At 65.2% G+C, this 24,587-nt stretch carries 18 protein-coding genes and 1 tRNA gene; 6 read left to right on the top strand and 13 right to left on the bottom strand.

Annotation, left to right across the window (positions count from 1 at the left end; translation table 11 throughout):
• Positions 1-6: 6 nt before the first annotated feature.
• From murI to ACP15I_RS06995, 3 genes are read right to left on the bottom strand one after another with little or no spacing between them, the layout of a single operon-like run.
• Positions 7-837 (bottom strand): glutamate racemase, encoded by an 831-nt coding sequence (gene murI, locus ACP15I_RS07005; RefSeq protein ID WP_424974497.1) that lies wholly within the window; start codon positions 835-837, stop codon positions 7-9.
• Entirely contained in the window at positions 837-1,715 is an 879-nt protein-coding gene (locus tag ACP15I_RS07000; RefSeq protein WP_424967575.1) for a lysophospholipid acyltransferase family protein, read from the bottom strand. Before ACP15I_RS07000 ends, murI begins: the two co-directional genes overlap by 1 nt.
• Positions 1,716-1,773: 58 nt before the next feature.
• On the bottom strand, positions 1,774-5,181 hold the full coding sequence (locus ACP15I_RS06995; RefSeq protein WP_424974496.1) for an indolepyruvate ferredoxin oxidoreductase family protein: 3,408 nt from the start codon (positions 5,179-5,181) through the stop codon (positions 1,774-1,776).
• Positions 5,182-5,335: 154 nt separating this feature from the next.
• Between ACP15I_RS06995 and ACP15I_RS06990 the strand changes: the two genes are divergently transcribed.
• Complete coding sequence (locus ACP15I_RS06990; RefSeq protein ID WP_424967573.1) at positions 5,336-6,238, top strand: LysR family transcriptional regulator; 903 nt, start codon at positions 5,336-5,338, stop codon at positions 6,236-6,238.
• A gap of 260 nt (positions 6,239-6,498) precedes the next feature.
• Here ACP15I_RS06990 and ACP15I_RS06985 read toward each other — a convergent pair whose 3' ends face one another.
• Positions 6,499-8,331: an ABCB family ABC transporter ATP-binding protein/permease gene (locus tag ACP15I_RS06985; protein WP_424974495.1), complete on the bottom strand. Its 1,833-nt coding sequence runs from the start codon at positions 8,329-8,331 to the stop codon at positions 6,499-6,501.
• 42 nt (positions 8,332-8,373) lie between these two features.
• Positions 8,374-9,813: a LysM peptidoglycan-binding domain-containing protein gene (locus tag ACP15I_RS06980; protein ID WP_424974494.1), complete on the bottom strand. Its 1,440-nt coding sequence runs from the start codon at positions 9,811-9,813 to the stop codon at positions 8,374-8,376.
• A gap of 192 nt (positions 9,814-10,005) precedes the next feature.
• Between ACP15I_RS06980 and ACP15I_RS06975 the strand changes: the two genes are divergently transcribed.
• On the top strand, positions 10,006-10,554 hold the full coding sequence (locus tag ACP15I_RS06975) for a TIGR00730 family Rossman fold protein (RefSeq protein ID WP_424974493.1): 549 nt from the start codon (positions 10,006-10,008) through the stop codon (positions 10,552-10,554).
• A gap of 218 nt (positions 10,555-10,772) precedes the next feature.
• Here ACP15I_RS06975 and eda read toward each other — a convergent pair whose 3' ends face one another.
• Together eda and edd are read right to left on the bottom strand one after the other, a co-directional pair.
• Positions 10,773-11,414 (bottom strand): bifunctional 4-hydroxy-2-oxoglutarate aldolase/2-dehydro-3-deoxy-phosphogluconate aldolase, encoded by a 642-nt coding sequence (gene eda / locus ACP15I_RS06970; protein WP_424974492.1) that lies wholly within the window; start codon positions 11,412-11,414, stop codon positions 10,773-10,775.
• Between the two features lie 10 nt (positions 11,415-11,424).
• Positions 11,425-13,230, bottom strand: coding sequence for a phosphogluconate dehydratase (gene edd, locus ACP15I_RS06965; RefSeq protein ID WP_424974491.1), 1,806 nt, complete (start codon positions 13,228-13,230; stop codon positions 11,425-11,427).
• A gap of 258 nt (positions 13,231-13,488) precedes the next feature.
• Between edd and ACP15I_RS06960 the strand changes: the two genes are divergently transcribed.
• From ACP15I_RS06960 to ACP15I_RS06950, 3 genes are all read left to right on the top strand, one after another.
• Positions 13,489-13,647, top strand: coding sequence for an RSP_7527 family protein (locus ACP15I_RS06960; protein WP_424967567.1), 159 nt, complete (start codon positions 13,489-13,491; stop codon positions 13,645-13,647).
• Positions 13,648-13,738: 91 nt separating this feature from the next.
• Entirely contained in the window at positions 13,739-14,941 is a 1,203-nt protein-coding gene (locus ACP15I_RS06955; protein WP_424974490.1) for an RSP_2647 family RNA methyltransferase, read from the top strand.
• Positions 14,938-15,477 (top strand): RSP_2648 family PIN domain-containing protein, encoded by a 540-nt coding sequence (locus ACP15I_RS06950; protein ID WP_424974489.1) that lies wholly within the window; start codon positions 14,938-14,940, stop codon positions 15,475-15,477. Before ACP15I_RS06955 ends, ACP15I_RS06950 begins: the two co-directional genes overlap by 4 nt.
• Here the strand turns inward: ACP15I_RS06950 and ACP15I_RS06945 are convergent.
• From ACP15I_RS06945 to ACP15I_RS06930, 4 genes are all read right to left on the bottom strand, one after another.
• Positions 15,474-16,166 (bottom strand): M48 family metallopeptidase, encoded by a 693-nt coding sequence (locus tag ACP15I_RS06945; RefSeq protein ID WP_424967564.1) that lies wholly within the window; start codon positions 16,164-16,166, stop codon positions 15,474-15,476. The genes ACP15I_RS06950 and ACP15I_RS06945 overlap by 4 nt on opposite strands.
• A gap of 39 nt (positions 16,167-16,205) precedes the next feature.
• The gene (locus ACP15I_RS06940) at positions 16,206-16,535 is read right to left on the bottom strand and encodes a hypothetical protein (protein WP_424974488.1); all 330 of its coding nucleotides are present in this window, start codon (positions 16,533-16,535) and stop codon (positions 16,206-16,208) included.
• Positions 16,532-19,408 carry a glutamine-synthetase adenylyltransferase gene (locus ACP15I_RS06935; RefSeq protein WP_424974487.1) on the bottom strand — a complete coding sequence of 959 codons (2,877 nt, stop codon included), beginning with the start codon at positions 19,406-19,408 and terminating at the stop codon, positions 16,532-16,534. The genes ACP15I_RS06940 and ACP15I_RS06935 overlap by 4 nt, the downstream gene beginning before the upstream one ends.
• A 67-nt stretch (positions 19,409-19,475) precedes the next feature.
• Positions 19,476-19,550, bottom strand: a tRNA-Val gene (locus ACP15I_RS06930).
• A gap of 298 nt (positions 19,551-19,848) precedes the next feature.
• On the opposite strand from ACP15I_RS06930, the gene ACP15I_RS06925 reads away from it, so the two are divergent.
• A complete protein-coding gene (locus ACP15I_RS06925) occupies positions 19,849-20,433 on the top strand; it encodes a lectin-like protein (RefSeq protein ID WP_424974486.1) in 585 nt (194 codons plus the stop codon).
• Positions 20,434-20,522: 89 nt separating this feature from the next.
• Here ACP15I_RS06925 and ACP15I_RS06920 read toward each other — a convergent pair whose 3' ends face one another.
• The gene (locus tag ACP15I_RS06920) at positions 20,523-21,566 is read right to left on the bottom strand and encodes a hypothetical protein (RefSeq protein ID WP_424974485.1); all 1,044 of its coding nucleotides are present in this window, start codon (positions 21,564-21,566) and stop codon (positions 20,523-20,525) included.
• A gap of 234 nt (positions 21,567-21,800) precedes the next feature.
• Complete coding sequence (gene lon / locus ACP15I_RS06915) at positions 21,801-24,209, bottom strand: endopeptidase La (RefSeq protein ID WP_424974483.1); 2,409 nt, start codon at positions 24,207-24,209, stop codon at positions 21,801-21,803.
• Positions 24,210-24,587 lie beyond the last annotated feature (378 nt).

Below are 24,587 nucleotides of genomic sequence, written 5' to 3'. Positions count from 1 at the left end.
TAGGACTTAGATGGAGGCTGCGGGCTCAGCCGCGCGAAACTCGATCTTGCGTCGGAGGAATTGCGTGGCCTTGTTGGACACCGATTGGATGTCCCCGGTGGTCAGGAAGCCCGACGCCTGCCCCGCGCCCAACATCTCGGGACGCCGCTGCAGGTAGTCCGCAAGGCTCTCGGCCACAAGGTTCGCCTGGCTATAGACTTTCACATCTGCGCCCAGAGCGTCCTGAAAAATCTCCTGCATGAGCGGGTAATGGGTGCACCCAAGGATCGCCGCCTCCGGATGGGGCATACGCCGCTTGAGCGCCTCCACATGGGACCGCACCAGCGCCTCGGCGAGGATCATGTCCCCGTCTTCGATGGCATCGACCAACCCGCCGCAGGGCTGCGCCTCCACATCCACGCCGATGGCGCGAAAGGCCAACTCCCGCTGGAACGCCCGGCTCGACACGGTCGCTGGGGTCGCAAAGAGCGCCACATGCTTCACGGCCACCTCGCGCGGGGGGGAGTTGTCGCCCCATTGACGCTCGGTCAGGGCCTCGATCAGCGGAACAAACACGCCCAGCACCCGCTTGTCCTCGGGGATCCAGCCCTCCTGCATCCGGCGCAGAGCGGCCGCCGAGGCCGTGTTGCAGGCCAGAATGACCAGATCGCAGCCCTCATCCCACAGCTTTTCCACCGCATGGGTCGTCAGGTCATAGACATTGTCCGCGTCGCGCACACCATAAGGCGCGTGCTTGTTGTCGCCGAAATACACGAACGGCACCTCCGGCAGACGCCGGGACACGGCGTCCAGCACCGTCAGCCCTCCAAGGCCGCTATCGAATACACCGACTGCCATCAGATCCTGTGCTTGTCTTCGAATTCATGCCCATAGCCGTGCTCCAGCAACGGCTGTGGCGACAAGCGATAGGTCTCCTCGCGCAGAAAGTCCATCATTCCCTTGGGATTTGACAGATACGGCGCCAGTGCGTCGCGCCCCAACGGCTCGCCCACCACGATCCGCACCGGGCCGCCGACCCGGGCCTTGAACTCCTTGATCAAAAGGGCCGTGCGCAGATTTGCATGCAGATGGCTCGCCAGCTGGAACAGCCGCGAGTTGTGCCCCTCGAAAAAGATCGGGACCACGGTCGCCTCGGATTTCGCGATCATCCGCGCGGTGAAGCTGCGCCAGCCCGGATCCATCGGATAGCCAAAGGGCGTGGCCGAGGTGCTGACCGTGCCGCCGGGAAAGATCCCGATGGCCCCGCCGCCATCGAGGAACGAGAGCGCCTCTTTCCGCGTGGCGATGTTGAGCGCGATGGCTTCCTTCGTCTCATCGAAGCTGATGGGAAGGATGATCTTTTCGAGGTCGCGCGCCTTGCGAAATACCTGATGGGCCAGGATCCGATAAGCGTCCCGCCGGTGGCTCAGGATCTGGCCGAGGATCAGCCCGTCGAGAATGCCGTAAGGATGGTTCGCGATCAAAACGAGCGGCCCCTCGGACGGGATGTTGCTCAGACTGCCGCCGATCACCTCAAGCGACAGCTTGTAACGTTCGGCCATCACATCCCAGAAATTGCGCCCCGCCGCGACTTCGTGCTCATAGCCCGCCGCCTGTTCGATCAGACGCAGCCGCCCCGTGGCATTCTCCGTCACACGGATCAGGGCCCGCCCCACTTTCGACTGGGCAGAGGACGCATAACTGATTTCACGGGCCACTTCGCGCGATGTGGACATGGCAGGCTCCACTGGATCTGACGTTTCCTGTACCGCAACTGGGCGGACAGCTCCAAGCTTATTCCGCAGCCTGGGCCATCCCGGTTTCCGCCGCCTCGAAAGCCAGCCAGAGCTCTTCGCGACGGGTACGCATGGCGGTCTCGGCCTGCGCCTTCACCGGGCCGAAACCGCGCACCATATCCGGCCAGCCCAACAGGGCCGCCGCCGCATCGGCCCGCGCCGGGCTCAGCCCCGCCTGCACCTTGGCCAGATCCGCCTCGTAAAGCTTGATCAAGGCCCGCTCCCGCCGCCGCTCTTCGGTATAGCCGAATGGATCCAGCGGTGTGCCCCGCAGGATCTTCATCGCCGCAAGCGGCCCATAGAGCTTTTCGATCCACGCCCCCAAGGCGCGCTTGACCGGGCGCCCATCCTTGCCCGTCCGCGACAGGAGCGGCGGTGCCAGATGATAGGTCAGCTTGAGATCCCCGTCGAAGCTGTCCGCCGCCTTGGCGGCGGTCTCGCGCAGAAGCCGCGCGACCTCGTATTCATCCTTGTAGCTCAAGACCTTGTGGTAGTTGAGCGCGACAACCTCCTGCAGTGTGGGATCGGCAACCGCATCGACCGCGCGGCGGTATTTCCGGGCCAGACGCGCGGACTGATAATGGCGCAGATGCTCCTCGCGAAAGGCGATCTTTTCGGCGAGGGTCTTGGGCCGCGCCACCACCTCTGCGCTCAACAAGCGCGCCGCCGCGTCGGGGTTCAGCACCGCCCAGCGGCCATAGTCGAAAGCGGTTTTGTTCCGCTCCACTGCCGCACCGTTGAGCTCGATCGCCCGAAGGATCGCGTCCCGGCTGAGCGGGATCAACCCGCGCTGCCATGCGGCGCCCGTCATGAGCATGTTCGAAAAGATTGAGTCCCCCAGAAGCTTGCGCGCCAATGCGGAGCTGTCGAAGAAGTCCACGCCCTCCGCCCCCAGCCGAGCCTGCAACGAGACCTGCAGGTCCGCGCCGGGGATGCGGAACTCCCGATCCCGGGTGAAATCGCCGGTCACAATCTCGTGGCTGTTGACCACCGCGCGGGTCCGGCCCTGGGTCATCATGCCCTGCACCTTGCCGCTGGCCGTGACCACCAGATCGCCGCCAATCACACCGTCCGCTTCGCCCACCGAGACGCGCACCGCCGTGATGTCTTCGGGGCGGTCCGCGATCCGGCAGTGGATCTGTACCGCGCCGCCCTTCTGGGCGAGACCGGCCATCTCCATCATGCCTACGCCCTTCCCCTCGAGCCGCGCGGCCATGGCGAGCGTGGCCCCGATGGTCACCACGCCCATGCCGCCAACCCCGGTGATCAGCAGGTTATGGGTCCCCGAGATCGCGGGCAGTACCGGCGCGGGCAGCACGCCGATCTCGACCTCGGCAGTCGCCGCCTTGCGCAGGGTGGCACCTTCGACAGTGACAAAGGAGGGGCAGAACCCCTTGAGGCAGCTGAAATCCTTGTTGCAGGCGGATTGATCCACCGCCCGTTTGCGGCCCAGCTCGGTCTCTTCCGGGACGATGGCCACGCAGTTGGACTGCACCCCGCAATCGCCGCAGCCCTCGCAGACATCCGTATTGATGAAGACCCGCTTGTCCGGATCGGGAAAGAGCCCGCGCTTGCGACGCCGACGCTTTTCGGCGGCGCAGGTCTGGATATAGAGGATCGCGGAAACGCCCTTGGTCTTGGCAAGATCCTCCTGCACCGCCATCAGGTCGTCCCGGCCGCTGCGGGGCAGATCGCCGGGAAAGGCCGAGAAATCGATCTCTTCCTTCTCATCATAGACGATGTGGATATGGCGCAGGCCGATCCCCTTGAGCTCCCACGCGATGCGCGCGGCATCGAGCCCACCATCATTGGTCTGCCCGCCGGTCATCGCCACCGCGTCGTTGAACAGGATCTTGTAGGTGATGTTGGCATGGGCCGCATGGGCGGCACGGATCGCCTGAATGCCCGAATGGTTATAGGTTCCGTCGCCGATATTCTGGAACACGTGATCGCGGGTCGAGAATTTGCCCTCTCCGATCCAGTTAGCCCCCTCGCCGCCCATATGAGTGAACCCGGCCGTATCGCGATCCATCCAGAGCGCCATGTAGTGACAGCCGATCCCGGCAAAGGCATGGGCCCCCTCGGGCACCTTGGTCGAGGTGTTGTGCGGGCAGCCTGAGCAGAAATAGGGCGTCCGCTGGGCCAGGTCCGCTGCATTGTCCGCGCGCTTGGCCTCGGTCAGGCGGGCGAGCGCGCTTTCCAGCGGTTCCGAGCCGCGCCCCTCCTCGATCAGGACCTGCCCGAGGGTCTCGGCAATCGTCACCGGGTCGAGCGCGCCATAGGCCGGGAAGAGAACCTCGCCCGGGGCCTTCTCGCCGCCATAGACCCGCCGCCCGCGCCGGTTGTTGAAGATCGTCTCCTTGACCTGCACCTCCAGCAGCTTGCGCTTCTCCTCGACCACCACGATCAGGTCCAGCCCCTCGGCCCAGTCGAGGAACCCCTTGCGATCGAGCGGCCATGTCATGCCGACCTTGTAGGTGGTCACGCCGAGCGCCTCGGCCCGCGCCGCATCGATGCCCAGAAGGTCCATGGCATGGCTCAGATCGAGCCAGTTCTTGCCCGCCGCCACGAACCCGATCTTGGCCCCGGGCTTGCCGAGCACCCGCTTGTCGATCCGGTTAGCATGGCCAAACGCCTCGGCGGCATAGCGCTTTTGCGAGATCAGCCGTTCTTCCTGCTGAGTCCAGCCATCCACCAGCCGAATGTTCAGGCCACCCTCGGGCATGGCGAAATCCGGCGTCACGAAGCGCATCCGATCCGCGCGGCCATCCACCACCGCCGTTGCCTCCACCGTGTCCTTCATGGCCTTCAGCCCGACCCAGACCCCGGCATAACGGCTGAGCGCCCAGCCGAAGAGGCCGTAATCCAGGATCTCCTGCACGCCCGCAGGTGACAGGACCGGCATATAGGCGTCGAGCAAGGCGAATTCCGACTGGTGGCAGGTGGTGGAGCTTTCGCCCGTGTGGTCATCCCCCATCACGAAAATCACACCGCCATTGGGCGACGTGCCGGCGAGATTGGCGTGCTTCATGACGTCGCCAGTGCGGTCCACGCCGGGCCCCTTGCCATACCACATGCCAAAGACGCCATCATGCCGCCCCTCGCCGCGCAGCTCAGCCTGTTGGGTGCCCCAAACCGCCGTGGCGGCCAGATCCTCGTTGAGACCGGGCTCAAATTCGATCCCGGCCGCACGCAGCGTGTCGATATTCTGGCCCATCTGTTGGTCCACCGCGCCCAGCGGTGAGCCGCGATAGCCGGTCACGTAACCCGCGGTGTCGAGCCCCGCGGCGCGGTCCCGGGCGGCCTGCATCAGGGTCAACCGGACCAGCGCCTGCGTGCCATTCAGCAGCACGGGCGACGCCTCCAGATCCAGACGATCGGACAGGTGAACCTCAAGCAAACTCATCGCGAACCCTCCCAGACGGTCAAAGCTGATCTTAATGTAGGTCAAAATTCCTGACCTACAAAATCAATTTCGCGCCAAAGACTTCATTGCGCGCAGAGCCCCCTTGCGGGTAACTGTTAGCGCAAAATGCAACTCACAGGGACATTATCGGACCATGGATTGGGACAAACTGCGGATCTTCCACGCGGTCGCGGATGCGGGCAGCCTGACACATGCGGGCGATTCCCTGCATCTGAGCCAATCGGCCGTCAGCCGCCAGATCCGCGCCCTTGAGGAAAGCCTCAACACGATCCTCTTTCACCGCCATGCGCGTGGTCTGATCCTGACCGAACAGGGCGAGCTTTTGTTCGATGCCACGGCGGCCATGTCCAAACGGCTCGAAGCCGCCTCGGCCCGGATCCGGGACAGCGAGGAGGAGGTCTTTGGCCAGCTCCGTGTGACCACCACGATCGGGTTTGGCTCTCTTTGGCTCGCTCCGCGCCTTTCGCGGCTCTATGAGCGCTACCCGGACCTTAACGTGGATCTGATGCTCGAAGAGCGCGTGCTCGACCTGCCCATGCGCGAGGCCGATGTGGCCATCCGCATGAAGGAGCCAAGCCAGGCGGATCTGATCCGCAAGAAGCTGATGACGATCCGCATGCGGCTCTATGCGTCGCCGAGCTATCTGGCGCGCAATGGCCGCCCGTCAAAGATCAGCGACATCTCGGACCACCGGATCATCTGCCAGAACAGCGACAGCGCTCAGGTCAGCGCGGGCGGGCTGCTCGTGCGCGAGATCTTCAACAACGATGTCACCCACTCGTTGATGGTGAACAATTATTTCGGAGTGCTGCAGGCGGTGATCAACGATCTCGGGATCGGGGTTCTGCCGGATTACCTCGTCACCGACTTTCCGCAGCTCGAACAGGTCATCCCGGACTTTGAAAGCAGCGATGTCCCGGTCTTTCTCGCCTATCCCGAGGAGCTTCGCCACTCCAAGCGAATCGAGGCGTTTCGCGACTTCGTGGCCGAGGAAGTCATCGCCTATCGGCGCGCAAAACGGGATGTCGACGAGTAGCTATGCAATTCCGTCATAGCGGAATTGCGCACCTGCGGCATTTTTCATTCTTGATCGAAAATGAGGCGCGTCCTATCTGATGTGCATAGGACAACGGCATGTTGTTCTATACCTCCCTGTTGGACTTAGGCCGAGCTTATGCTCGGCCCTTTTTTTTGCCGGTTTCTCAAACCCATACCGCCCGGAGATGCAAGCCCCCGTTCCGGCATTTGCAGACCCGCGCGCGCTTGGCCGCCCAGCAAACCGACCTGCGCCCACGCTTACGCTGCATCCGCATCCGGCTCTGACAGCTGCCGCGTCCACATGGCGGCGTAGCGCCCGCCAGCGCCCACAAGGGCCTCATGGGTGCCCTGTTCCACCACCACGCCGTTTTCCAGCACAATGATCAGATCCGCCTCGACCACCGTGGAAAGCCGGTGCGCGATCATGATCACGCTACGCCCCTCGCCCATGGCGGCAAGGCTGTCCTGAATATCCCGCTCCGTTTCGCTATCAAGCGCGGAGGTCGCTTCATCCAGCAGCAGGATCGGCGGATCCTTGAGAAGCGTCCGCGCGATGCCGACCCGCTGCTTCTCTCCACCGGACAGTTTCAGTCCGCGCTCGCCCACCTTGGTCTCGTAGCCCTCGGGCAATGTCTGGATGAAGTCATGGATCTTCGCGGCCCGCGCCGCCGCCTCGATCTCGGAACGGCTCGCGTCGGGGCGGCCATAGGCGATGTTGTAGTAGATCGTGTCGTTGAAGAGCACCGTGTCCTGGGGCACGACGCCGATCTGTGCGTGCAGGCTCTCCTGCGTGATGTCGCGCACATCCTGTCCGTCGATCCGCAGCGCGCCCTCCGAGACATCGTAGAACCGGAAGAGCAGCCGTCCGATGGTCGATTTGCCCGATCCCGAGGGCCCGACAATGGCGATGGTCTGCCCGGCCCCCACGCGCAGGCTGACTCCCTTGAGGATGGGCCGCGCGGCGTCATAGCCAAAGACCACGTCCTCCAGCACCACCTCGCCGCCCGTCACGCGGATCTCGGGGGCGTCCGGCTTGTCCTGAACCTCGGCGGGCTGCTCCAGCAGGTCGAACATGTCGCCCATATCGATCAGCGCCTGCCGGATCTCGCGATACACCGTGCCAAGGAAGTTCAGCGGCTGGGTGATCTGCAGCATATAGGCATTCACCATGACGAAATCGCCCACGGTCAGATCCCCGCGCTGCACCCCGAACGCGGCGAGGACCATTACCCCCACCAGTCCCGAGGTGATCAGGACGGACTGGCCGAAATTCAGAAAGCCCAGCGTATAACTCGTGCGCAGGGCGGCGGCTTCATAGCCCTCCATGGCGCCGTCATACCGCTCCGCCTCACGCCGCTCGGCCCCGAAATACTTGACGGTCTCGAAATTGAGCAGGCTGTCGATGGCCTTCTGGTTCGCGTCGGTGTCCTGCCGGTTCATCTCGCGCCGGATCCGCACGCGCCATTCCGTGACCTTGAAGGTGAACGCCACATAGAGCGCGATGGTGGCCGCCACGACCAGCAGGTAGCTCGCATCGAAATAGACGAACAGGATGATCGAGATGAGCGAAAGCTCGAGGATCAGCGGCCCGATCGAGAACAGCATGAACCGCAAGAGGAACTCGACCCCTTTCACCCCGCGCTCGATGATCCGGCTGAGCCCGCCGGTCTTGCGCGTGATGTGATAGCGCATGGACAGCCGGTGAATATGGGTAAAGGTCTCGAGCGCGAGCGTGCGCAGCGCACGTTGCCCGACCTTGGCAAAGATGACATCGCGCAGCTGCTGGAAGCCCACGGTCATCAGCCGGGCCATGCCATAGGCCACGGTCAGCCCGACCGCCCCCACCGCCAGCAGCATCGGCCCCGAAGGCGCATCCCCCGCGAGCGCATCCACGGCGAGTTTGTAGAAAAAGGGCGTGCCCACGGCGATCAGCTTGGCCATGACCAGCGCTGCCATGGCCAGCACCACCCGGCGTTTCACCCAAGGCATGCTGTCGGGCCAGAGATAGGGGGCCACGCGGCGGATCACCATCCAGCCGGAACGTCGTGTTTCACTGTCACTGGGATCGTCAGAAAGTCGGGCACCGCGCATGGGCGGCAACCTAGACAGTGCGCGGGCGGAAGGCCAGAGGGCTTAGGGCTCGGGCACCGTAAAGACCTGACCGGGATAGATCAGGTCCGGATTGCGGATCCGGTCGCGATTGGCGTCGAACACCCGGACGAACTGGGTGCCCTCGCCGTAATTCTCCCGCGCGATCTGCCACAGGGTGAAGCCCGGCTGCACGGTCACGATCCCCGCGACGGAGCGCGCAGTCTCGGTGCCCTCGGGCTCGGTGGGTGCGGCATCTGCGGGGACGACGGTGCTCTCGTCTGCGGGTTGCTCGGCGGATTGGGTAGCGGCGGCGGCGCGCACCGCATCTTCGGGGATCGCCCGCTCGAACGGCGTTTCGAACCGGGACAGCACGGCGCCATTGGCGTCCACCTCATCGGCGCGCAAGGTGTAGAGCCCACTCTTGATGCCTGTCACCCGCGCCTGCCAGATCCCGGCCTCGGCGACGGAGGCCCGGTGGGCCAGTGCATTGTTGAGATAGATCCGCACCTCGCGTCCCGGCACGGCCCGTCCCAGCAGGATGACCTCGCCCCCCGCATCATAGGAGATCGTATCGATCACCACGTTGCGCGATTGCGGCACTCCCGGGCGCGCGGGCTGCGCGCGTGGAGCGGCGGGGCGCGCAACTCCGGCCTCGGAGACGATCACCACCTGCGGCGCTTCGGCGACCAAGGTTTGCTCCGGCGCGGTTTCGGGGGTCGTGGCGCTGTCCGTATCGGACAGCGCGGACGCGCTCTGTCCCGCCGTCCGGGGACGCTCGGTCTCGATTGACGGGGGCAGCGTGGCATCGGCGCGCAGGATCGCCTGCGGGGCCGCAGGCGCTTGGGCGATGGGCCCGGCAAAGGGCGACACCAGCGCGGTTTCCTTCGAGGCCATCACAGCCCCCGACGTCCATTCGGCCTCGAGCGTCATGGACCGCGCCGCTTGCGACGGGGCGAGATCGAACAGAGCCACGAAATTGCCGCGACGGTCCGCCGTCGTTTCGGCCACCATCTCGCCATCCACAAGGACGCGGACCGTCTCTCCGGGCGCGGCACTGCCGGCCACCACGGCCCCACCGGCCGGGTCCACGCGGATCACGTCAAAGGCCGGTGCATCGTCGACGGCTCCGGCGGTATCAGATGGGGCGGGTTGCGGGTCCGGCGCGGGGGTTGCCAACTCAGGCTCTGCTGGCTCGGGAGCCGGATCCGCGAGGGCGACCGCGCTCTCGGTGGGGGCCGGTTGCGGCGCCTCTTCAACTTTTGCGGGCGGAGCGGGGGGCCTAACAGGTGTCGTGTCAGTGACGGCCTCGGACCTCGTCTCGGGTCTTACCTCGGGGGCGGGGTTAGACGCGGTTTCAGGCGCCGGATCCAACGCTGCCGTCTCAGGCGCGTCCTCCGGATCCGGGCTCAGCACGCCCCAGGCCAGCAGCCCCGCCAGCACCAGAACGGCCGCCGTCAGACCTCCGGACAGGATCTGGCTCATCCCGCCGCCTCGCGCTGTCCGTGAATGGCTTCTGCCCATCTCCGCTCTCCGGTTTTGCATGCGCATCCCCGGTGATGACGGGCAAGGCATATGCGTTTTGCGAGATACGGTACCTTATGCACATGTTTACAAAGGGGAAAGGGTCAATCACACAGGCGTGTAACAGTGCAGACAGCCCCGGAGATGAAAAATATGGCCTCGATATGTGTCTTTTGCGGGGCCCGCCCGGGCCGCGACCCTGCCTATGAAGCCGCCGCAACGGCGCTTGGCGGCTGGCTGGCCAAGGCGGGCCATCAGCTGGTCTACGGTGCCGGAGATGTGGGGCTCATGGGCCATGTCGCCCGCGCCTGTCAGGAGGCCGGGGGCGACACGTTCGGGGTCATTCCAACCCATCTTCTGGAGATGGAAGTGGGCAAAACCGACCTCAGCCGCTTCGTCATCACCGAGACCATGCATGAGCGCAAGAAGGTGATGTTCACCAACTCGAACGCCATTGTCGTGCTGCCGGGCGGGGCCGGATCGCTCGACGAGTTTTTCGAAGTGCTGACCTGGCGACAACTCGGCCTGCATGACAAACCTCTGTATCTGCTCAACATTCAGGGATACTGGGATCCGCTGATCGATCTGGTGGATCACGTGATCGCCCAGGGCTTTGCCAATCCGAGCCTGCGCGAGATGATCACGGTCTGCACGGATCTCGGCAATCTGCAAACACGTCTGGGGGCGGATCTGGCGGGCTAGGACGGCCTTTCGGGCAGATTGCAGACCAGCAGCCCACTGATAAGCGAGGCGGGAACACACATGAAATAGCCTCGGGCAACGAAACGCACCGTAGCCACTGATCTGCCCGGCTGTGATGCCAGAGCCCCGTTAACGTTCCGTGAGTGAAAAACGACTTTTTTGTAACGCGCGCGGGGATCGGACGGATTTTAGCGATTTTGTCGCAGCCGGATGCCGGATCAGCGTGGCAATTCTGCCGCTTCTGCCGCCAGTTTCGTGATCCCGTCCCAGTCGCCGGCCTCCATCAGCGCCGCTGGTGCCACCCAGGAGCCGCCAACGCAGAGCGTATTGGACAGGCCCAGATAGGTCGGCGCATTGGCCAGAGACACGCCCCCAGTGGGGCAGAACGACACCTGCGGCAGGGGCGCGCCTATGGATTTCAGCGCGGGCGCGCCGCCATTGGCCTCGGCGGGAAAGAACTTCTGCACCGTGTAGCCACGCTCCAGCAAGGCCATCACCTCGGTCGAGGTCGCCGCGCCGGGCAGCATCGGCAGATCCGCAGCCTCGGCCGCGTCCAGCAATGTCGGCGTCGCCCCCGGCGAAACCCCGAAGAGCGCGCCAGCCGCCTTGGCCGCCGCCACATCCGCAGGGGTCAGCAGGGTCCCTGCCCCGACGACCCCGCCTTCGACCGCTGCCATCTCGGCAATCGCCTCGAGCGCCACGGGGGTGCGCAGCGTCACCTCCAAAGCGGGCAAACCGCCCGCGACCAGCGCCTCGGCCAGGGGCCGTGCGTGGGCCAGATCATGGATGACCAGCACCGGGATGACCGGCGCCAGACCACAGATATCGCGCGCCTGGGCGCTTGCTTCGCTCGGGGTCATGTCGCTCTCCTTAAACCACCACGCCAGCACCGCTGCTCGCCGGGCCGACGCTGCCGCGGAACACTTCGAACAGCTCGCGTCCGATGCCGTGGGAATTCGCACTGAGATCCGGCGTGGCCGGGGCGCGGTCCTCGATGCCATCTTCCAGCACTTCCAGCACACCGTTCACCGCATCCACGCGCACCAAGTCGCCGGTCTGCACCTTTGCCATCAGCCCGCCATCCAGCGCCTCGGGGGCGACATGGATCGCCGCCGGAACCTTGCCCGACGCGCCGGACATCCGGCCATCGGTGACCAGCGCGACCTTCAGCCCGCGGTCCTGCAACACGGCCAGCACCGGGGTCAGGGCGTGCAGCTCGGGCATGCCATTGGCCTTGGGCCCCTGGAACCGCACGATGACGACCGTATCCTCGGTGAATTCACCCGCCTTGAACGCCGCCTTCACCGCGTCCTGGCTTTCAAACACCCGGGCGCGGGCCTCGATCAGATGGCGCTCAGGGGCCACGGCAGAGACTTTCATCACCCCGCGTCCCAGATTGCCCTTTAGCTCCTTGAGACCGCCGCTCGCCGCGAAGCCATCGCTCGCCGGGCGCAGGATCTTGGCGTTCAGGCTCTCGCCCGGCCCGTCTTCATAGCGCAGCTGCCCATCGATCAGCTTGGGCTCGCGCGCGTAATCGGCCAGCCCGTCCCCGGCGATGGTCTTGGTGTCGGGATGCAGCAGGCCTTCATCCAGCAGCTCGCCGATCATGTAGGACAGACCGCCTGCCGCGTGGAAATGGTTCACATCCGCCAGACCGTTCGGATAGACCCGCGCCATGAGCGGCGTGACCTCGGACAGATCCGCGAAGTCCTGCAAGTCGAGCAACACGCCCGCGGCCCGCGCCATGGCAGGCAGGTGGATCACGAGGTTGGTCGAGCCCCCGGTGGCCATCAGCCCCACAAGCCCATTCACAAACGCCTTGGCATCCAGCACATCGCAGACCGGGCGGTAATCATTGCCCAGCATTGTCACCGCCGCCAGCCGCTCGGTCGCGGCGTCGGTCAGGGCCTCGCGCAAGGGCGTGCCCGGATTGACGAAGGACGCGCCCGGCAGGTGGAGCCCCATGAACTCCATCAGCATCTGGTTCGAATTCGCGGTCCCGTAGAAGGTGCAGGTGCCCGGCCCGTGATAGGAGGCCATCTCGGCCTCCATCAGCTTGTCGCGCCCGATCTCGCCCGTGGCAAATTGCTGGCGCACCTTGGCCTTCTCGTCATTGGGCAAGCCGCTGACCATGGGCCCGGCCGGAATGAAAACGCCCGGCAAGTAGCCGAAGGTTGCCGCCGCGATCACGAGCCCCGGCACGATCTTGTCACACACCCCGAGATAGGCCGCCGCGTCAAAGGTGTTGTGGCTGAGCGCCACGCCCGTAGCGAGCGCGATCACGTCGCGCGAGAACAGGCTGAGTTCCATGCCGACCTGACCTTGGGTGACCCCGTCGCACATGGCCGGCACACCGCCTGCAACCTGTGCCGTGGCGCCGACGCGGCGGGCGGCCTCCTTAATCCGGTCCGGATAGGTCTGGAACGGCTGATGCGCGCTGAGCATGTCGTTATAGGCGGTGACAATCCCGATATTGGCGCTGCGCTCGGCGACGAGGGCATCCTTGTCTCCGCCCATGGCCGCATAGGCATGGGCCTGGTTGCCACAGCTCAGATGCGCGCGGCGCGGCCCGTCTTCGGCGGCACGCCGCATCCGTTCGAGATAGGTCGCGCGCGCCTCTGCACTGCGCGCCTCGATACGGGCGGTGACCTCGTGAACAGTGTTATGGAGTGCCATGGATGTCTTCCCTCCGCATCACGCGACTATGGGGCGCGTCTTAGACCGTTAGCGCTAACTTCGCAATGGCCATGAGACTGAAACAACGATAGCGCCGCGCGCGCAGGGGGCAACGGTCTGCGCGGGCTTGAGCGCAGCACCCCGGAACGGGCCGGGACATGCCATTGCACAAACGCCATAGCGGGCATGCAAAGACCACCCCTACTCGAATGCGGCACTGCAGCGTAAATCAAGGACAACCAAGCCGGAGTAGATGATATGAAAACCGTTGTTGCCCATCGCGAACCCGTCGACCTGACCGCAGTCGAGCGTCAAGCACATGACCTGCGTGCCCAAGCCACTGCAGCTGCCTTCCGCAGCGCCTGGACCTGGCTCGGCGACCACCTGCATTTCGGCAAATCCCCCAGCGCCAGCTGATCGGGTGTCGCGCGGCTGACCGCGCGACATGCCACGCGGGCCAAGTCGCTTGCGCCCTTTCCCAGACTTGCGAGGCAGGATAGGGAAGCGCATGTCCGACTTCTCCTCCCTGCCCCGCATTCGCCTGAAACCCAAAGCCGACGCCCGCGCCCTGCGCCATGGCGCGCCATGGGTCTATGCCGACGATCTGGTCACGGACCGCCGGACCAAGGCCCTCACCCCGGGCAGTGTCGCCATTCTCGAAGATGCAGAGCGCACGCCGCTGGGGCTCGCCGCCGTCTCGCCCGGATCCAAGATCATCGCACGGATGCTGGACCGCGATCTGGAGGCCCGGATCGACCGGGACTGGTTCACCGCGCGCCTCGGCGCAGCCCTGCGCCTGCGCGAGCAACTCTATACCACCCCCTATTACCGGCTCGTCCACGCCGAAGGCGATGGCCTGCCCGGGCTGATCATCGACCGGTTCGGCGATACCTGCGTGCTGCAACCGAACGCCGCCTGGCTCGAGAGCCGGTTGGAGGATCTGACCGCCGCGCTGCAAGCCGTGACCGGCGTGCGCCACATCCTGAAATCCGCCTCGGGCCGGACCCGCAAGCTCGAAGGGCTCGACGATATCAGCCTGCCCTTGCTGGGCACCCCGCCCGACCGGGTCGAAGTCCCGATGAACGGCGCGATCTACATCGCCGATCTGGCAGCGGGTCAGAAAACCGGCCTCTTCTATGACCAACGCCCGAACCATGCCTTTGCGGCCAAGATGGGCCGGGGCGGTCGCGTGCTCGATGTGTTCAGCCATGTGGGCGGCTTCGGGCTTGCCGCGCTCGCGGCGGGTGCCGAGACCGCGCTCGCGGTGGATGGCTCCGCCGCCGCGCTGGAGCTGGCCGCCGAGGGGGCGGCTGCCATGGGCGTGGCCGATCGGTTCGAGACCCGGAAATCCGACGCCTTCGCCGCGCTCGAAGCGCTGAATGCCGAGGGCGCGCAGTTTGACCTGGTGGTCTGCGACCCGCCGGCCTTTGCCCCGTCCAAACCCGCGCTGCAGCAAGGGCTGCGGGCCTATGAACGGGTCGCCCGCCTCGCCGCACCATTGGTGGCCCCGGGCGGCGCGCTGATGCTGTGTTCCTGCTCCCATGCGGCCGAACTGCCGAAGTTTCGGTCTTCGTGCCTGCGGGGCATCGGGCGCGCCGGGCGCAGCGCGCAGATCCTCTATACGGGCGGGGCGGGCCCTGACCACCCGCTTCATGCCCAGCTTGGCGAGACGGGTTACCTCAAGGCGATCCTCGTCCGCCTCCTGCCATGACCGCACGGATCCTGCTCGATGCCTGCGTGCTTTATCCGACGCTCATGCGTCAGATGCTGGTGGCCGCGGCGCGGGCGGGGGCGTTTCAGCCCCTCTGGTCCCCTCGGATCCTCGATGAATGGCGCCACGCCGCGGCTCGCTCTGGCCCCGTCGAGGCCGAGATCGTGCGCGCCGAGATCGCGCTGCTGACCTCCGGGTTCCCGGGCGCGATGGTCGCCCCCGACCCCGACCTGATCGACCGCCTGTCCCTGCCCGACCCGGATGATCGGCATGTGCTGGCCGCCGCCCTTTCCGGGCGCGCCGAGGCCATCCTCACGGCCAATCTCAAGGACTTCCCCACCCGCACGCTCAGCCGCCACGGGGTCCTGCGCTATGACCCGGACGGGTTTTTCTGCGATCTGCTGACCGAGGACGGAGAGTTGGCGGGCACGCTCCTGCCACCGATCACGCTGGCGGCAGAGCAGCTGGGCCAAAGCCCGAAATCAATCCTGAAGAAATCCCGCCTGCCCCGGCTGGCCAAGCGCCTCGGGCTCTAGCGCGGCACGACCCAACGCTCTTCCAACGCCTCGATGGCGCGGATCCGCTGCTCGGTTTTGGGATGGCTCATAAGCCAGGCCGGTGCCTGCGCCCGCCCACCCCCTGTGGTCAGCTCCTCGAGCTTGCGAAAGAGCGACTTCTGGGGCGCCGTACCGATCCCGGCCTTCGTCAGCAAGGCCGAGGCATAGGCATCCGCCTCATACTCATCGCCCCGGGACAGGCGCGCCGCCAGCAAGGTGACCAGCATATTGGCAATCGGGACGCCGACGAAGGGAATGAACCGCCCCAGCACCGTGGCCAGCGCCACCCGGATCGCATTCTGGCCGGAAAAGTCGATCATCCGGCGGCGCGAATGGCCGAGGGCCACATGGCCGAGCTCATGGGCGATGACCGAGGCCATCTCGGCGGCGGTCACCTCACCCGTCTGATACTTGCGGAAAAAGCCCCGGGTGATGAAGATCCGGCCATCGGGCGCGGCCAGACCGTTCACCGGATCGACCTCGTAGATATTGACCTTGATCTCCTTGAGGTCGAGCGACTCCGCCATCCGCGCGGTCAGCTTGCCCAGCTCCCGGTCCCGCAGGGGCGTCGAGCGCTTGTCGAGCTCGCGCGCGGTGCGCTTGGCCCCGATCAGATAGAGGCCAAGACCATAGAAAATCGCCAGCAGCAGGGGGGTCAGTTTCAACATGACTAAGATATGGGGTGACCCCGCCCGGCAACAAGAGGTTTAGCGCGGCGCGCGCTCGGCCCGGCCCGCACGCCCCCCCTTGCGACGCGGCGCGGGCGGCTCCTCCATCGCGGCACTGAGCACGGCTGTCATCGGATGTTGCGGCGCGTCCGGGCCGTAATGGGCCAGCAGGATCGAGACATCCTCGCGCGGATCGGCCGGGGATTTCGACCCCAGCGCCCAGTCGAGAAAGATCGAGCGGCAATCCCAGATCGTGATCCCCTCGATCCGGTAGGCCTCGCGGATCAGGTGCCGCGGGTCGAGCCGCGTCAGCACCGCCGGGTCGAACAGCGCAGGATCCGGCATCGGTCGGTCATCGGACTGGGTCACGGTTTGGGCTCCTCTGCAGTCTCGGGCGTGTGCTTGGGCAAACTAGCGGCACCCGCCAGCCGGTCGAGCACGGTTGCGACCACCTCGGCACTTTCGGCGGCCCCGTCGGCCATGGCCGCCGCCAATGCGGGCATATCCGGGTCCTCGGTCTGGCGCAGCACGAAATCGCGCCCGCCCGCGCCGACCACCTCCGGATCGAGCGCCTTGTCGCTGAGCAGCCGCGTCGCCTGCTGCACTTGCCGCAAGCGTGTAACCTGCGCGGTCAGACAGCCCGCCTCATCCTCGGTCAACAACCCGGCCGCCGCGCCCGCGCGCAGTTGTGCGCCGGTCTCCGCCCCCGGAGATCCGGACACCAGCGCGACGGTCTGCGCCAGAAGTTCGATATCCTGCAGACGTCCCGGACCAAGCTTGGCCTCATAGGCGCTCTCGGCGGGTGTGGCCGCATCAAGACGCGCGCGCATGTCTTTGACATCCTGCGCGATTTCACGTCCCCGCCCCGGCCCCTTGCGTTGCAGAAGGGCACAGCGGAACACTTCGAAATCCGCGGCCAGAGTATCGGGATGCTCACCAGCCTCGGCCACCACCCGGGCGCGGGTCAGGGCCAGATGCTCCCACGTCCAGGCGTCGCGGTCCTGATAGCTCTGGAACGCCTTCCAGGAGGTTGCCACCGGCCCCTGCCGCCCGGAGGGGCGCAGCCGCATGTCGATCTCGTAAAGCCGCCCCTCGGACATCGGTGCCGAGAGCGCGGTGATCATCGCCTTGGTCAGCTTGGCGTAATAGGGCCCGGGCGCGAGCGGTCGCGGCCCCTCGGACATCTCTTGGCCCTGCCCGTCATAGACCACGATCACATCCAGATCCGACTGCGCTGTCAGCGTGCGCGCGCCAAGCGAGCCCATCCCCACCAGCACCGCACCGCGGCCGGGGGGCGGGCCGTGCCGGCGCGCGATCTCCTCGGCCACGAGGGGCCAGAGGCAGGCGAGGATCACCTCGGACAGGTCCGTATACTGATGCGCGACCACCGGTTCCTGTATGAGCCCGCGCAGATGATGCACTCCGATCCGGAAATGCCATTCCTTCTGCCAGCGGCGCGCGGTGTCGAGCTGGCTTTCATAGTCGCGCGCCCTGTGCAGCCGCCAGGCGAGATCCGCGCGCAGCGCAGCGCGTCCGGGCCATTCGTCGAAGAACGGGCCTGCGATCACCGCATCCAGCACCGAGGAATTCGCGGCCAGATAGCCAGAGAGCAACGGCGCGGTGGCGCAGATATCCACGATCAGGTCAATCAGAGACGGGTTTGCCTCGAACAGCGAAAACACCTGAACACCGGCAGGCAGACCCTTGAGAAACTTGTCGAAATTTCCAAGCGCCTCATCCGGGCGCGCCGCCGCATCGAGCCGCGAGAGGATCTCGGGGCGCAGCCGGTTGAAAATCTCCACCGCGCGCGGCGAGCGCAGGGCCGGATAGCTGGGCCAGCGGTCCAGCACATCCTGCATGCCCGGCGCGATCTCGGGCCCTGCCGGTGCGCGCGCCCCACTGCGTTCGGGGGCGAAGAAGGGCTCGGTCAGGGCAGCCACCTCCTCCAGCCGCTCTGTCAGGTGCCTGCGCAGGACGGCGGTGTCGCCCTCGCCCATCAGGCAGGCCAGACGCCGGAACCCGTCCGCATCCTTGGGCAGGGCGTGGGTCTGGGAATCGAGCACCATCTGCACCCGATGTTCCACCTCCCGGTGATCGCGGTAATGGGCGCTCAGGACCTCGGCATCTTCGGGCCGGACCCAGCCCTTGGTGGCCAGAACCGCTAGACCTTCGACCGTGCCCCGCACCCGCAGATCCGGGTCGCGCCCGCCCGAGATGATCTGCCGGGTCTGGGTAAAGAACTCGATATCGCGAATACCGCCGCGCCCGAGCTTCATGTCATGCCCTTCCAGCGCAATCCCGCCATCGCGCGCCACGAAGAGCCCCTTATGGGCGCGGATCCGCATCCGCATGTCATGGGCATCCTCAATCGCCGCGAAATCCAGATGCTTGCGCCAGATGAACGGGGTCAGATGGTCGAGATACCGCGCCCCCGCCGCCAGATCCCCCGCCGAGGGCCGCGCCTTGATATGGGCGGCACGCTCCCATGTGCGCCCGAGGGATTCGTAATAGCGTTCCGCCGCCTCCATGGCGATGCAGACAGGCGTGACCGAGGGGTCGGGACGCAAGCGCAAATCCGTGCGAAAGACATAGCCATCCCCGGTGTGATCGGCCATGAGCGCCACGGTCTTGCGCGTCACGCGGACAAAGGCGGCGCGCGCCTCGGCATAATCCGGCGGATCGAACCGGGTCTCGTCAAAGAGGCAGATCAGATCGATATCCGAGGAGTAGTTCAGCTCATGGGCCCCCATCTTGCCCATGGCCAGCATCACGAGACCCGCCGCCTCGGGCAGCGCATCCTCGTCCTGCCCGGGCACCCGGCCCCGCCGCAGTTCCGGCAAGAGCGCGCTGCGCAGAGCGGCCCCGAGTGCCTGATCGGCAAACTGTGTGAGGGAGCCCGTGACCTCTTCGAGAGACCAGACGCCGGTCAGGTCCGCGAAGCCGATCAGCAAGGCGATCCGTCGCTTGGCCACACGCAGCGCGAGCTTGACCTCATCCAGCGGGCCCGCCGCCAAACCGGCGATCAGGGCAGCGCGCGCGCCTTCGGGATCCTCGAGCGCACTGGCCAGCCAGGTCGCCTCGCGCGCAAGCAAGCCTTCGAGATAGGGGCTCGACCCCGCCATCCCCACAAGCGCTTCGCGCAGGGCCCCCGAGGCGTCGGGCATATGGCGTGCCACGGCCTCCGCCCCGCGCGCAGGGTCATAGGGCAGCGGCGCGCGCGTGATCCGGGTGTCCATCGTCATGGCGCGAGCCTGCGACTGCAACGCCGGAGCGTCAAGGCGCGGTCGCACAGACAGTCAAAAAGAAGAATGGTGGGTGATAAGAGATTCGAACTCCTGACATCTTCGATGTGAACGAAGCGCTCTACCACTGAGCTAATCACCCGTGGGCGTGGGTTTAGCGAGACTGCGCAGCCTGTGCAAGCGCACAAATGCACCTTGGGCAAATCAGTCGGGATCCGGCAAAACCCCTGCGCCCGAAGGGGGGTGCGCGGTTGCGGTTTGGCGGGTGCGGGTCGTGTCGATTGCGGGCCGCGCCTCGCATCTGGCCCCCCACCATGCGCCGTGACCGCAGGGCGTGGGGCGCTTTGCGGAATGCCTTGGGACAGCCCACTGAGCGCCACGATTTCGCCATGGCCCCTCGATAGTTCAAATTCATCGCAAGTTTGTACCGAGTATCAGCCATGACCCGTATCGCACTGACCGCCGCCCTGATCGCTGGGCTTCCCCTCGCCGCAACCGCCGCCCCCGTCCAGTGGAGCACCGCCGATGGCGGCAATGGCCATTACTACGAACTGATCACGACGAAGAAGACCTTCGCCGACGCCTCGGCCGCGGCCCAGGCCTCCACCCATGCCGGGCTGAGCGGTCATATCGTGACGATCACCTCCGCCGAGGAGCAAGCCTTTCTCGACGATCTGAACACCAACCAGATGGAAGCCTGGATCGGCGCGTCCGATACGGATGAGGAAGGCGTGTTCGCCTGGATCACCGGCCCCGAGGCGGGCACCGTGTTCTATACCACCACCGATGGCGCCCAGACCTATGCGAACTGGAACCCGGGCGAGCCGAATGACTGGGGCTCGGGCGAGGATTACGTCGAAGGCTGGTTTGGCGGCGCCAAGGACTGGAACGACATCAAGGCCAGCAACAAGAACGCCTATATCGTGGAATACTCGGTCGTGGCCCCGATCCCGCTGCCCGCGGCGCTGCCGCTGATGCTGCTGGGTCTCGGCGCTCTGGGCTACGCGCGCAAGCGCAAGGGCTGAGCCGCCCTCGCCCGAGTTATACCGGGCGCCCATCTCAAGCCAATGCCGTGACCCCGCCGGGCCATGGCGCAAACGCCAACCGGCGGAACTTACGGGCGCGGGCCAGCCACAACAGTGACGGGCCGCGCTTCGATCCGGGTATCGTCGGCATTTGTCAGCACACGATCCCCGATCATCAGAACCCCGTCATCCGACACGGAAAGCGGTTCGGACAGGCTGGTCCCGGGCAAGGGGGCGACGTCCTCCAGACGGGCATCGCAATCACTGATCCGCCAGACACCATCCCCGCCCTGGGCAAGGGCAACGATCACGCCCGCCGTGCCGCTGACCTCCATTGGCAAGTCCGGCAATGTCGAGAGCGTGAATGACGCCGTATAGGACAGCTCGTACCGCACCAGGAACCGCTGATCGGCGGTGAAGCCGGGTAGACCCGGATCGAGGAAATAGGACTGATCCAGCATGTCCAAAGTGTAGCTTGCATCGCTGCCACTTGCGGCGAGGCCCGCGTCGATCTCTGCGCGGGCCAATGCCGTGGCGGGTGCGCATCGGGTTTCAAGCGCCCGCGGCAGGGCCACATGGTCCCAATTGCGTGGATTCACCCAGTCCGTGTTGGGGTCTCCCGAAGGTCCGGCAAACTCGGCCTCGATCTCGGCCAGCCGTCGCGACCGTGCGTCTCCGATCAGAAGATAGCCGAATTCTGAATGCAGGTTGCGACCGGGGATCTGATCGAACACCGAGAGGTAAACCGACACGGCAAAAAGATCTCCATCCGCGCTTTGCACGGCATCAAACACCCAGCCCTGGATGGTCCGCGCGATCGGGACATCCGCGGTCACCGGCGTCTGGGACACCGTTTCGTAGGGCAGCCGCGCCACTTGAACGCCCTTGGTGATCGGGTCCCGGATGGGGATGCCCAGAACCACTTCGCCCCGTTCGAATTCATCTCCGGGGTTCTGGCGGAACCGCGTTCCATAGACAAAGACCGGCCCCTCGGTCGGACGATTGACCAACGCATCAAAATCGATGGGGGGTCGGATAATCTCGCGCCCATCCGGTCCCAACAGACGTTCTCCGAGCCTGCCGATGGCGTCCAGATCGACAATGACGTCCTGCGCCCAAAGGGGCAGTCCCATGGCAAGCGTCAAGGACGCGGCGCAGGCGCATAACCTGAAATTCATGGGTAAGAACTCCTTCAACAGGCAAAATGGTGCGTAAGCGGCCTGCCACGCCACTGCGGCAGCGCCATCGAAAAGGACGTGCGATCTTGAAATATCTGACGCTACGTTAGCGGCACGTCAGTTGACCGCTCAAGAAAAAAGCCCCCCGGGACATCCCGAGGGGCTTTGTGAGCTCGAAAAACCGTCAGGTCAGTGCGCGACGGCGCCCTGCCCTTGCTTCTCGGCCATGGCCTTCTGGGCGGCGGCGGCCTCTTCGGCCTCCTCATCCCATTCGATGGCTTCCGGTGTCGCGACCAGCGCCTGCTTGAGCACCTCGGAGACATGGGACACCGGAATGATGGTCAGACCATCCTTCACATTGTCCGGGATCTCCGGCAGGTCCTTCTCGTTTTCCTGCGGGATGAGCACCGTGGTGATCCCCCCGCGCAGGGCCGCGAGCAGCTTTTCCTTCAACCCGCCGATGGGCAGGACATTGCCGCGCAAGGTGACCTCGCCGGTCATGGCGATGTCCTTCTTGACCGGGATCTGTGTCAGCACCGAAACGATGGAGGTCACCATCGCGATGCCGGCACTCGGCCCGTCCTTCGGGGTCGCCCCCTCGGGCACGTGGACGTGGATGTCCCACTTGTCAAAGCGCGGCGGCTTCACCCCGATCTGCGGGCTGATCGAGCGGACATAGCTCGAGGCCGCATCGATGCTCTCTTTCATCACGTCGCCCAGCTTGCCGGTGGTCTTCATCCGACCCTTGCCCGGCAGGCGCAGCGCCTCGATGCTCAGCAGATCCCCACCGACAGAGGTCCAGGCCAGCCCGGTCACGACACCGATCTGATCCTGCTCTTCCGCGAGCCCATACTTGAACCGCTTCACGCCCAGCATGTCCTCGAGGCTGTCCTCGGTGACCTCGACCGTCTCGGCCTCTTTCTTGACGATCTGCGTCACGGCCTTCCGGGCGAGCTTGGCAATCTCGCGTTCCAGGTTCCGCACGCCCGCCTCGCGGGTATAACGGCGGATGATCTCCTGCAGGGCCTCGTCGGACAGAGAGAACTCGTCCTTCTTCAGCCCGTGGTTCTTCACCTGCTTGGAGATCAGGTGCTGCTTGGCGATCTCGGCCTTCTCGTCCTCGGTGTAGCCCGCGAGCGAGATGATCTCCATCCGGTCCAGAAGCGGACCCGGCATATTGTAGGAGTTCGCCGTGGTCAGGAACATCACGTTCGAGAGGTCATACTCGACCTCGAGATAGTGATCGACAAAGGTGCCGTTCTGTTCGGGATCGAGAACCTCCAGCATGGCGGAGGCCGGGTCGCCCCGGAAATCCTGTCCCATCTTGTCGATCTCATCGAGCAGGATAAGCGGGTTCGTGGTCTTGGCCTTTTTCAGCGCCTGGATGATCTTGCCGGGCATGGAGCCGATATAGGTCCGGCGGTGACCGCGGATCTCGGACTCGTCGCGCACGCCACCCAGAGAGATCCGGATGAACTCGCGCCCCGTCGCCTTGGCCACGGATTTCCCCAGAGAGGTCTTGCCGACGCCCGGAGGCCCCACGAGGCACAGGATCGGCCCCTTGAGTTTCTTCGAGCGCTGCTGCACCGCGAGATACTCGACGATCCGCTCCTTGACCTTTTCCAGCCCGTAGTGATCCGCGTCGAGCACTTCCTGTGCCTTGTTCAGATCCTTCTTCACCCGGGATTTGGTGCCCCAAGGGATCGACAGCATCCAGTCGAGATAGTTCCGCACCACCGTGGCTTCGGCGGACATCGGGCTCATGTTCTTGAGCTTCTTGATCTCGCCATCGGCCTTTTCGCGGGCTTCCTTGCTCAGCTTGGTCTCAGAGATCCGACCTTCGAGCTCGGCCACCTCATTGGCACCGTCCTCACCATCGCCGAGCTCCTTCTGAATGGCCTTCATCTGCTCATTCAGATAATACTCGCGCTGGGTCCGCTCCATCTGGCTCTTGACCCGGGACTTGATCTTCTTCTCGACCTGCAGAACGCTCATCTCGCCCTGCATCAGGCCATAGACCTTCTCCAGACGCTCGGCGACGCTGAGGGTCTCGAGCAGATCCTGTTTCTGCCCAACCTCGATGCCGAGATGGCCGGACACCATATCCGCCAGCTTGGCCGGCGCTGTGCTGTCGGCGACGGCAGTCAGGGCTTCTTCGGGGACGTTCTTCTTGATCTTGGCATAGCGCTCGAACTCGGCACTGACCGAACCGACCAGCGCGCGCAAGGTCTCGGCATCGCCCGCATCTTCTTCCAGAAGGATGGCGTTGGCCTCGAAGAAGTCCTCGTTGTCGGTGTAATCGGTGATCTCGACCCGCTGACGTCCCTCGACCAGCACCTTCACGGTGCCATCGGGCAGTTTCAGCAGCTGCAGCACATTGGCGAGCACGCCGAAGGTGAAGATCCCGTCCGGGGTCGGATCATCCACGCTGGGATCGATCTGGCTCGACAGCAGGATCTGCTTGTCGTCCTTCATGACCTCTTCGAGCGCACGCACGGATTTCTCGCGGCCAACAAAGAGCGGAACAATCATGTGGGGGAAGACCACGATATCACGCAGCGGCAATACCGGGTAACTTTGGTTGAGTGTCTCAGACATGCTCGGTCCTTATATTGGGCAGACAGCCCGGGTCCCTGACGGCAACCAAGGGGCGTCTCCTGATCTGGGTTCCTTACGTGGGGCAGTCCGCGCGGCTTTTCAATGCACGCCTGTCCCGACGAAGGTCTTCTGCCAAGGCTGAGGGGGGACACCGCCCGGGCGACTCAGGTCGTCCGCCAGAGCATGCCTCCCCCTGTCCGTACCTGCAAGCCGCAGGCCCGGGCCGATCGCATAGAAGCTGTGGATATCCCCCGAATTTTAGCGAAACAGACCCCTGAGCGGGCAAAATCGAGCGCTTTGTTAAGATTTGCCCCATTTCCGCCCGGTTTGCGCCTGTTCCGTGACAGGCGGTGGCCTTTCTCTGGTGGGCAGAGGGTA

It is taken from the genome of Dinoroseobacter sp. S124A (assembly GCF_049801015.1).
Taxonomy (GTDB): Bacteria; Pseudomonadota; Alphaproteobacteria; order Rhodobacterales; family Rhodobacteraceae; genus Dinoroseobacter.
This window is presented reverse-complemented; position numbering and strand designations above follow the sequence as displayed.

Excerpts from the sequence above, each read along its gene's own strand:
- lon (WP_424974483.1), bottom strand. The coding sequence starts at position 24,209 with ATGTCTGAGACACTCAACCAAAGTTACCCGGTATTGCCGCTGCGTGAT.
- ACP15I_RS06935 (WP_424974487.1), bottom strand. The coding sequence starts at position 19,408 with ATGACGATGGACACCCGGATCACGCGCGCGCCGCTGCCCTATGACCCT.
- ACP15I_RS06995 (WP_424974496.1), bottom strand. The coding sequence starts at position 5,181 with ATGAGTTTGCTTGAGGTTCACCTGTCCGATCGTCTGGATCTGGAGGCG.
- ACP15I_RS06975 (WP_424974493.1), top strand. The coding sequence starts at position 10,006 with ATGGCCTCGATATGTGTCTTTTGCGGGGCCCGCCCGGGCCGCGACCCT.
- ACP15I_RS06945 (WP_424967564.1), bottom strand. The coding sequence starts at position 16,166 with ATGTTGAAACTGACCCCCCTGCTGCTGGCGATTTTCTATGGTCTTGGC.
- eda (WP_424974492.1), bottom strand. The coding sequence starts at position 11,414 with ATGACCCCGAGCGAAGCAAGCGCCCAGGCGCGCGATATCTGTGGTCTG.
- ACP15I_RS06985 (WP_424974495.1), bottom strand. The coding sequence starts at position 8,331 with ATGCGCGGTGCCCGACTTTCTGACGATCCCAGTGACAGTGAAACACGA.
- ACP15I_RS06920 (WP_424974485.1), bottom strand. The coding sequence starts at position 21,566 with ATGGGACTGCCCCTTTGGGCGCAGGACGTCATTGTCGATCTGGACGCC.
- ACP15I_RS07000 (WP_424967575.1), bottom strand. The coding sequence starts at position 1,715 with ATGTCCACATCGCGCGAAGTGGCCCGTGAAATCAGTTATGCGTCCTCT.
- ACP15I_RS06925 (WP_424974486.1), top strand. The coding sequence starts at position 19,849 with ATGACCCGTATCGCACTGACCGCCGCCCTGATCGCTGGGCTTCCCCTC.
- edd (WP_424974491.1), bottom strand. The coding sequence starts at position 13,230 with ATGGCACTCCATAACACTGTTCACGAGGTCACCGCCCGTATCGAGGCG.
- ACP15I_RS06955 (WP_424974490.1), top strand. The coding sequence starts at position 13,739 with ATGTCCGACTTCTCCTCCCTGCCCCGCATTCGCCTGAAACCCAAAGCC.
- ACP15I_RS06960 (WP_424967567.1), top strand. The coding sequence starts at position 13,489 with ATGAAAACCGTTGTTGCCCATCGCGAACCCGTCGACCTGACCGCAGTC.
- ACP15I_RS06990 (WP_424967573.1), top strand. The coding sequence starts at position 5,336 with ATGGATTGGGACAAACTGCGGATCTTCCACGCGGTCGCGGATGCGGGC.
- ACP15I_RS06980 (WP_424974494.1), bottom strand. The coding sequence starts at position 9,813 with ATGAGCCAGATCCTGTCCGGAGGTCTGACGGCGGCCGTTCTGGTGCTG.
- ACP15I_RS06950 (WP_424974489.1), top strand. The coding sequence starts at position 14,938 with ATGACCGCACGGATCCTGCTCGATGCCTGCGTGCTTTATCCGACGCTC.
- murI (WP_424974497.1), bottom strand. The coding sequence starts at position 837 with ATGGCAGTCGGTGTATTCGATAGCGGCCTTGGAGGGCTGACGGTGCTG.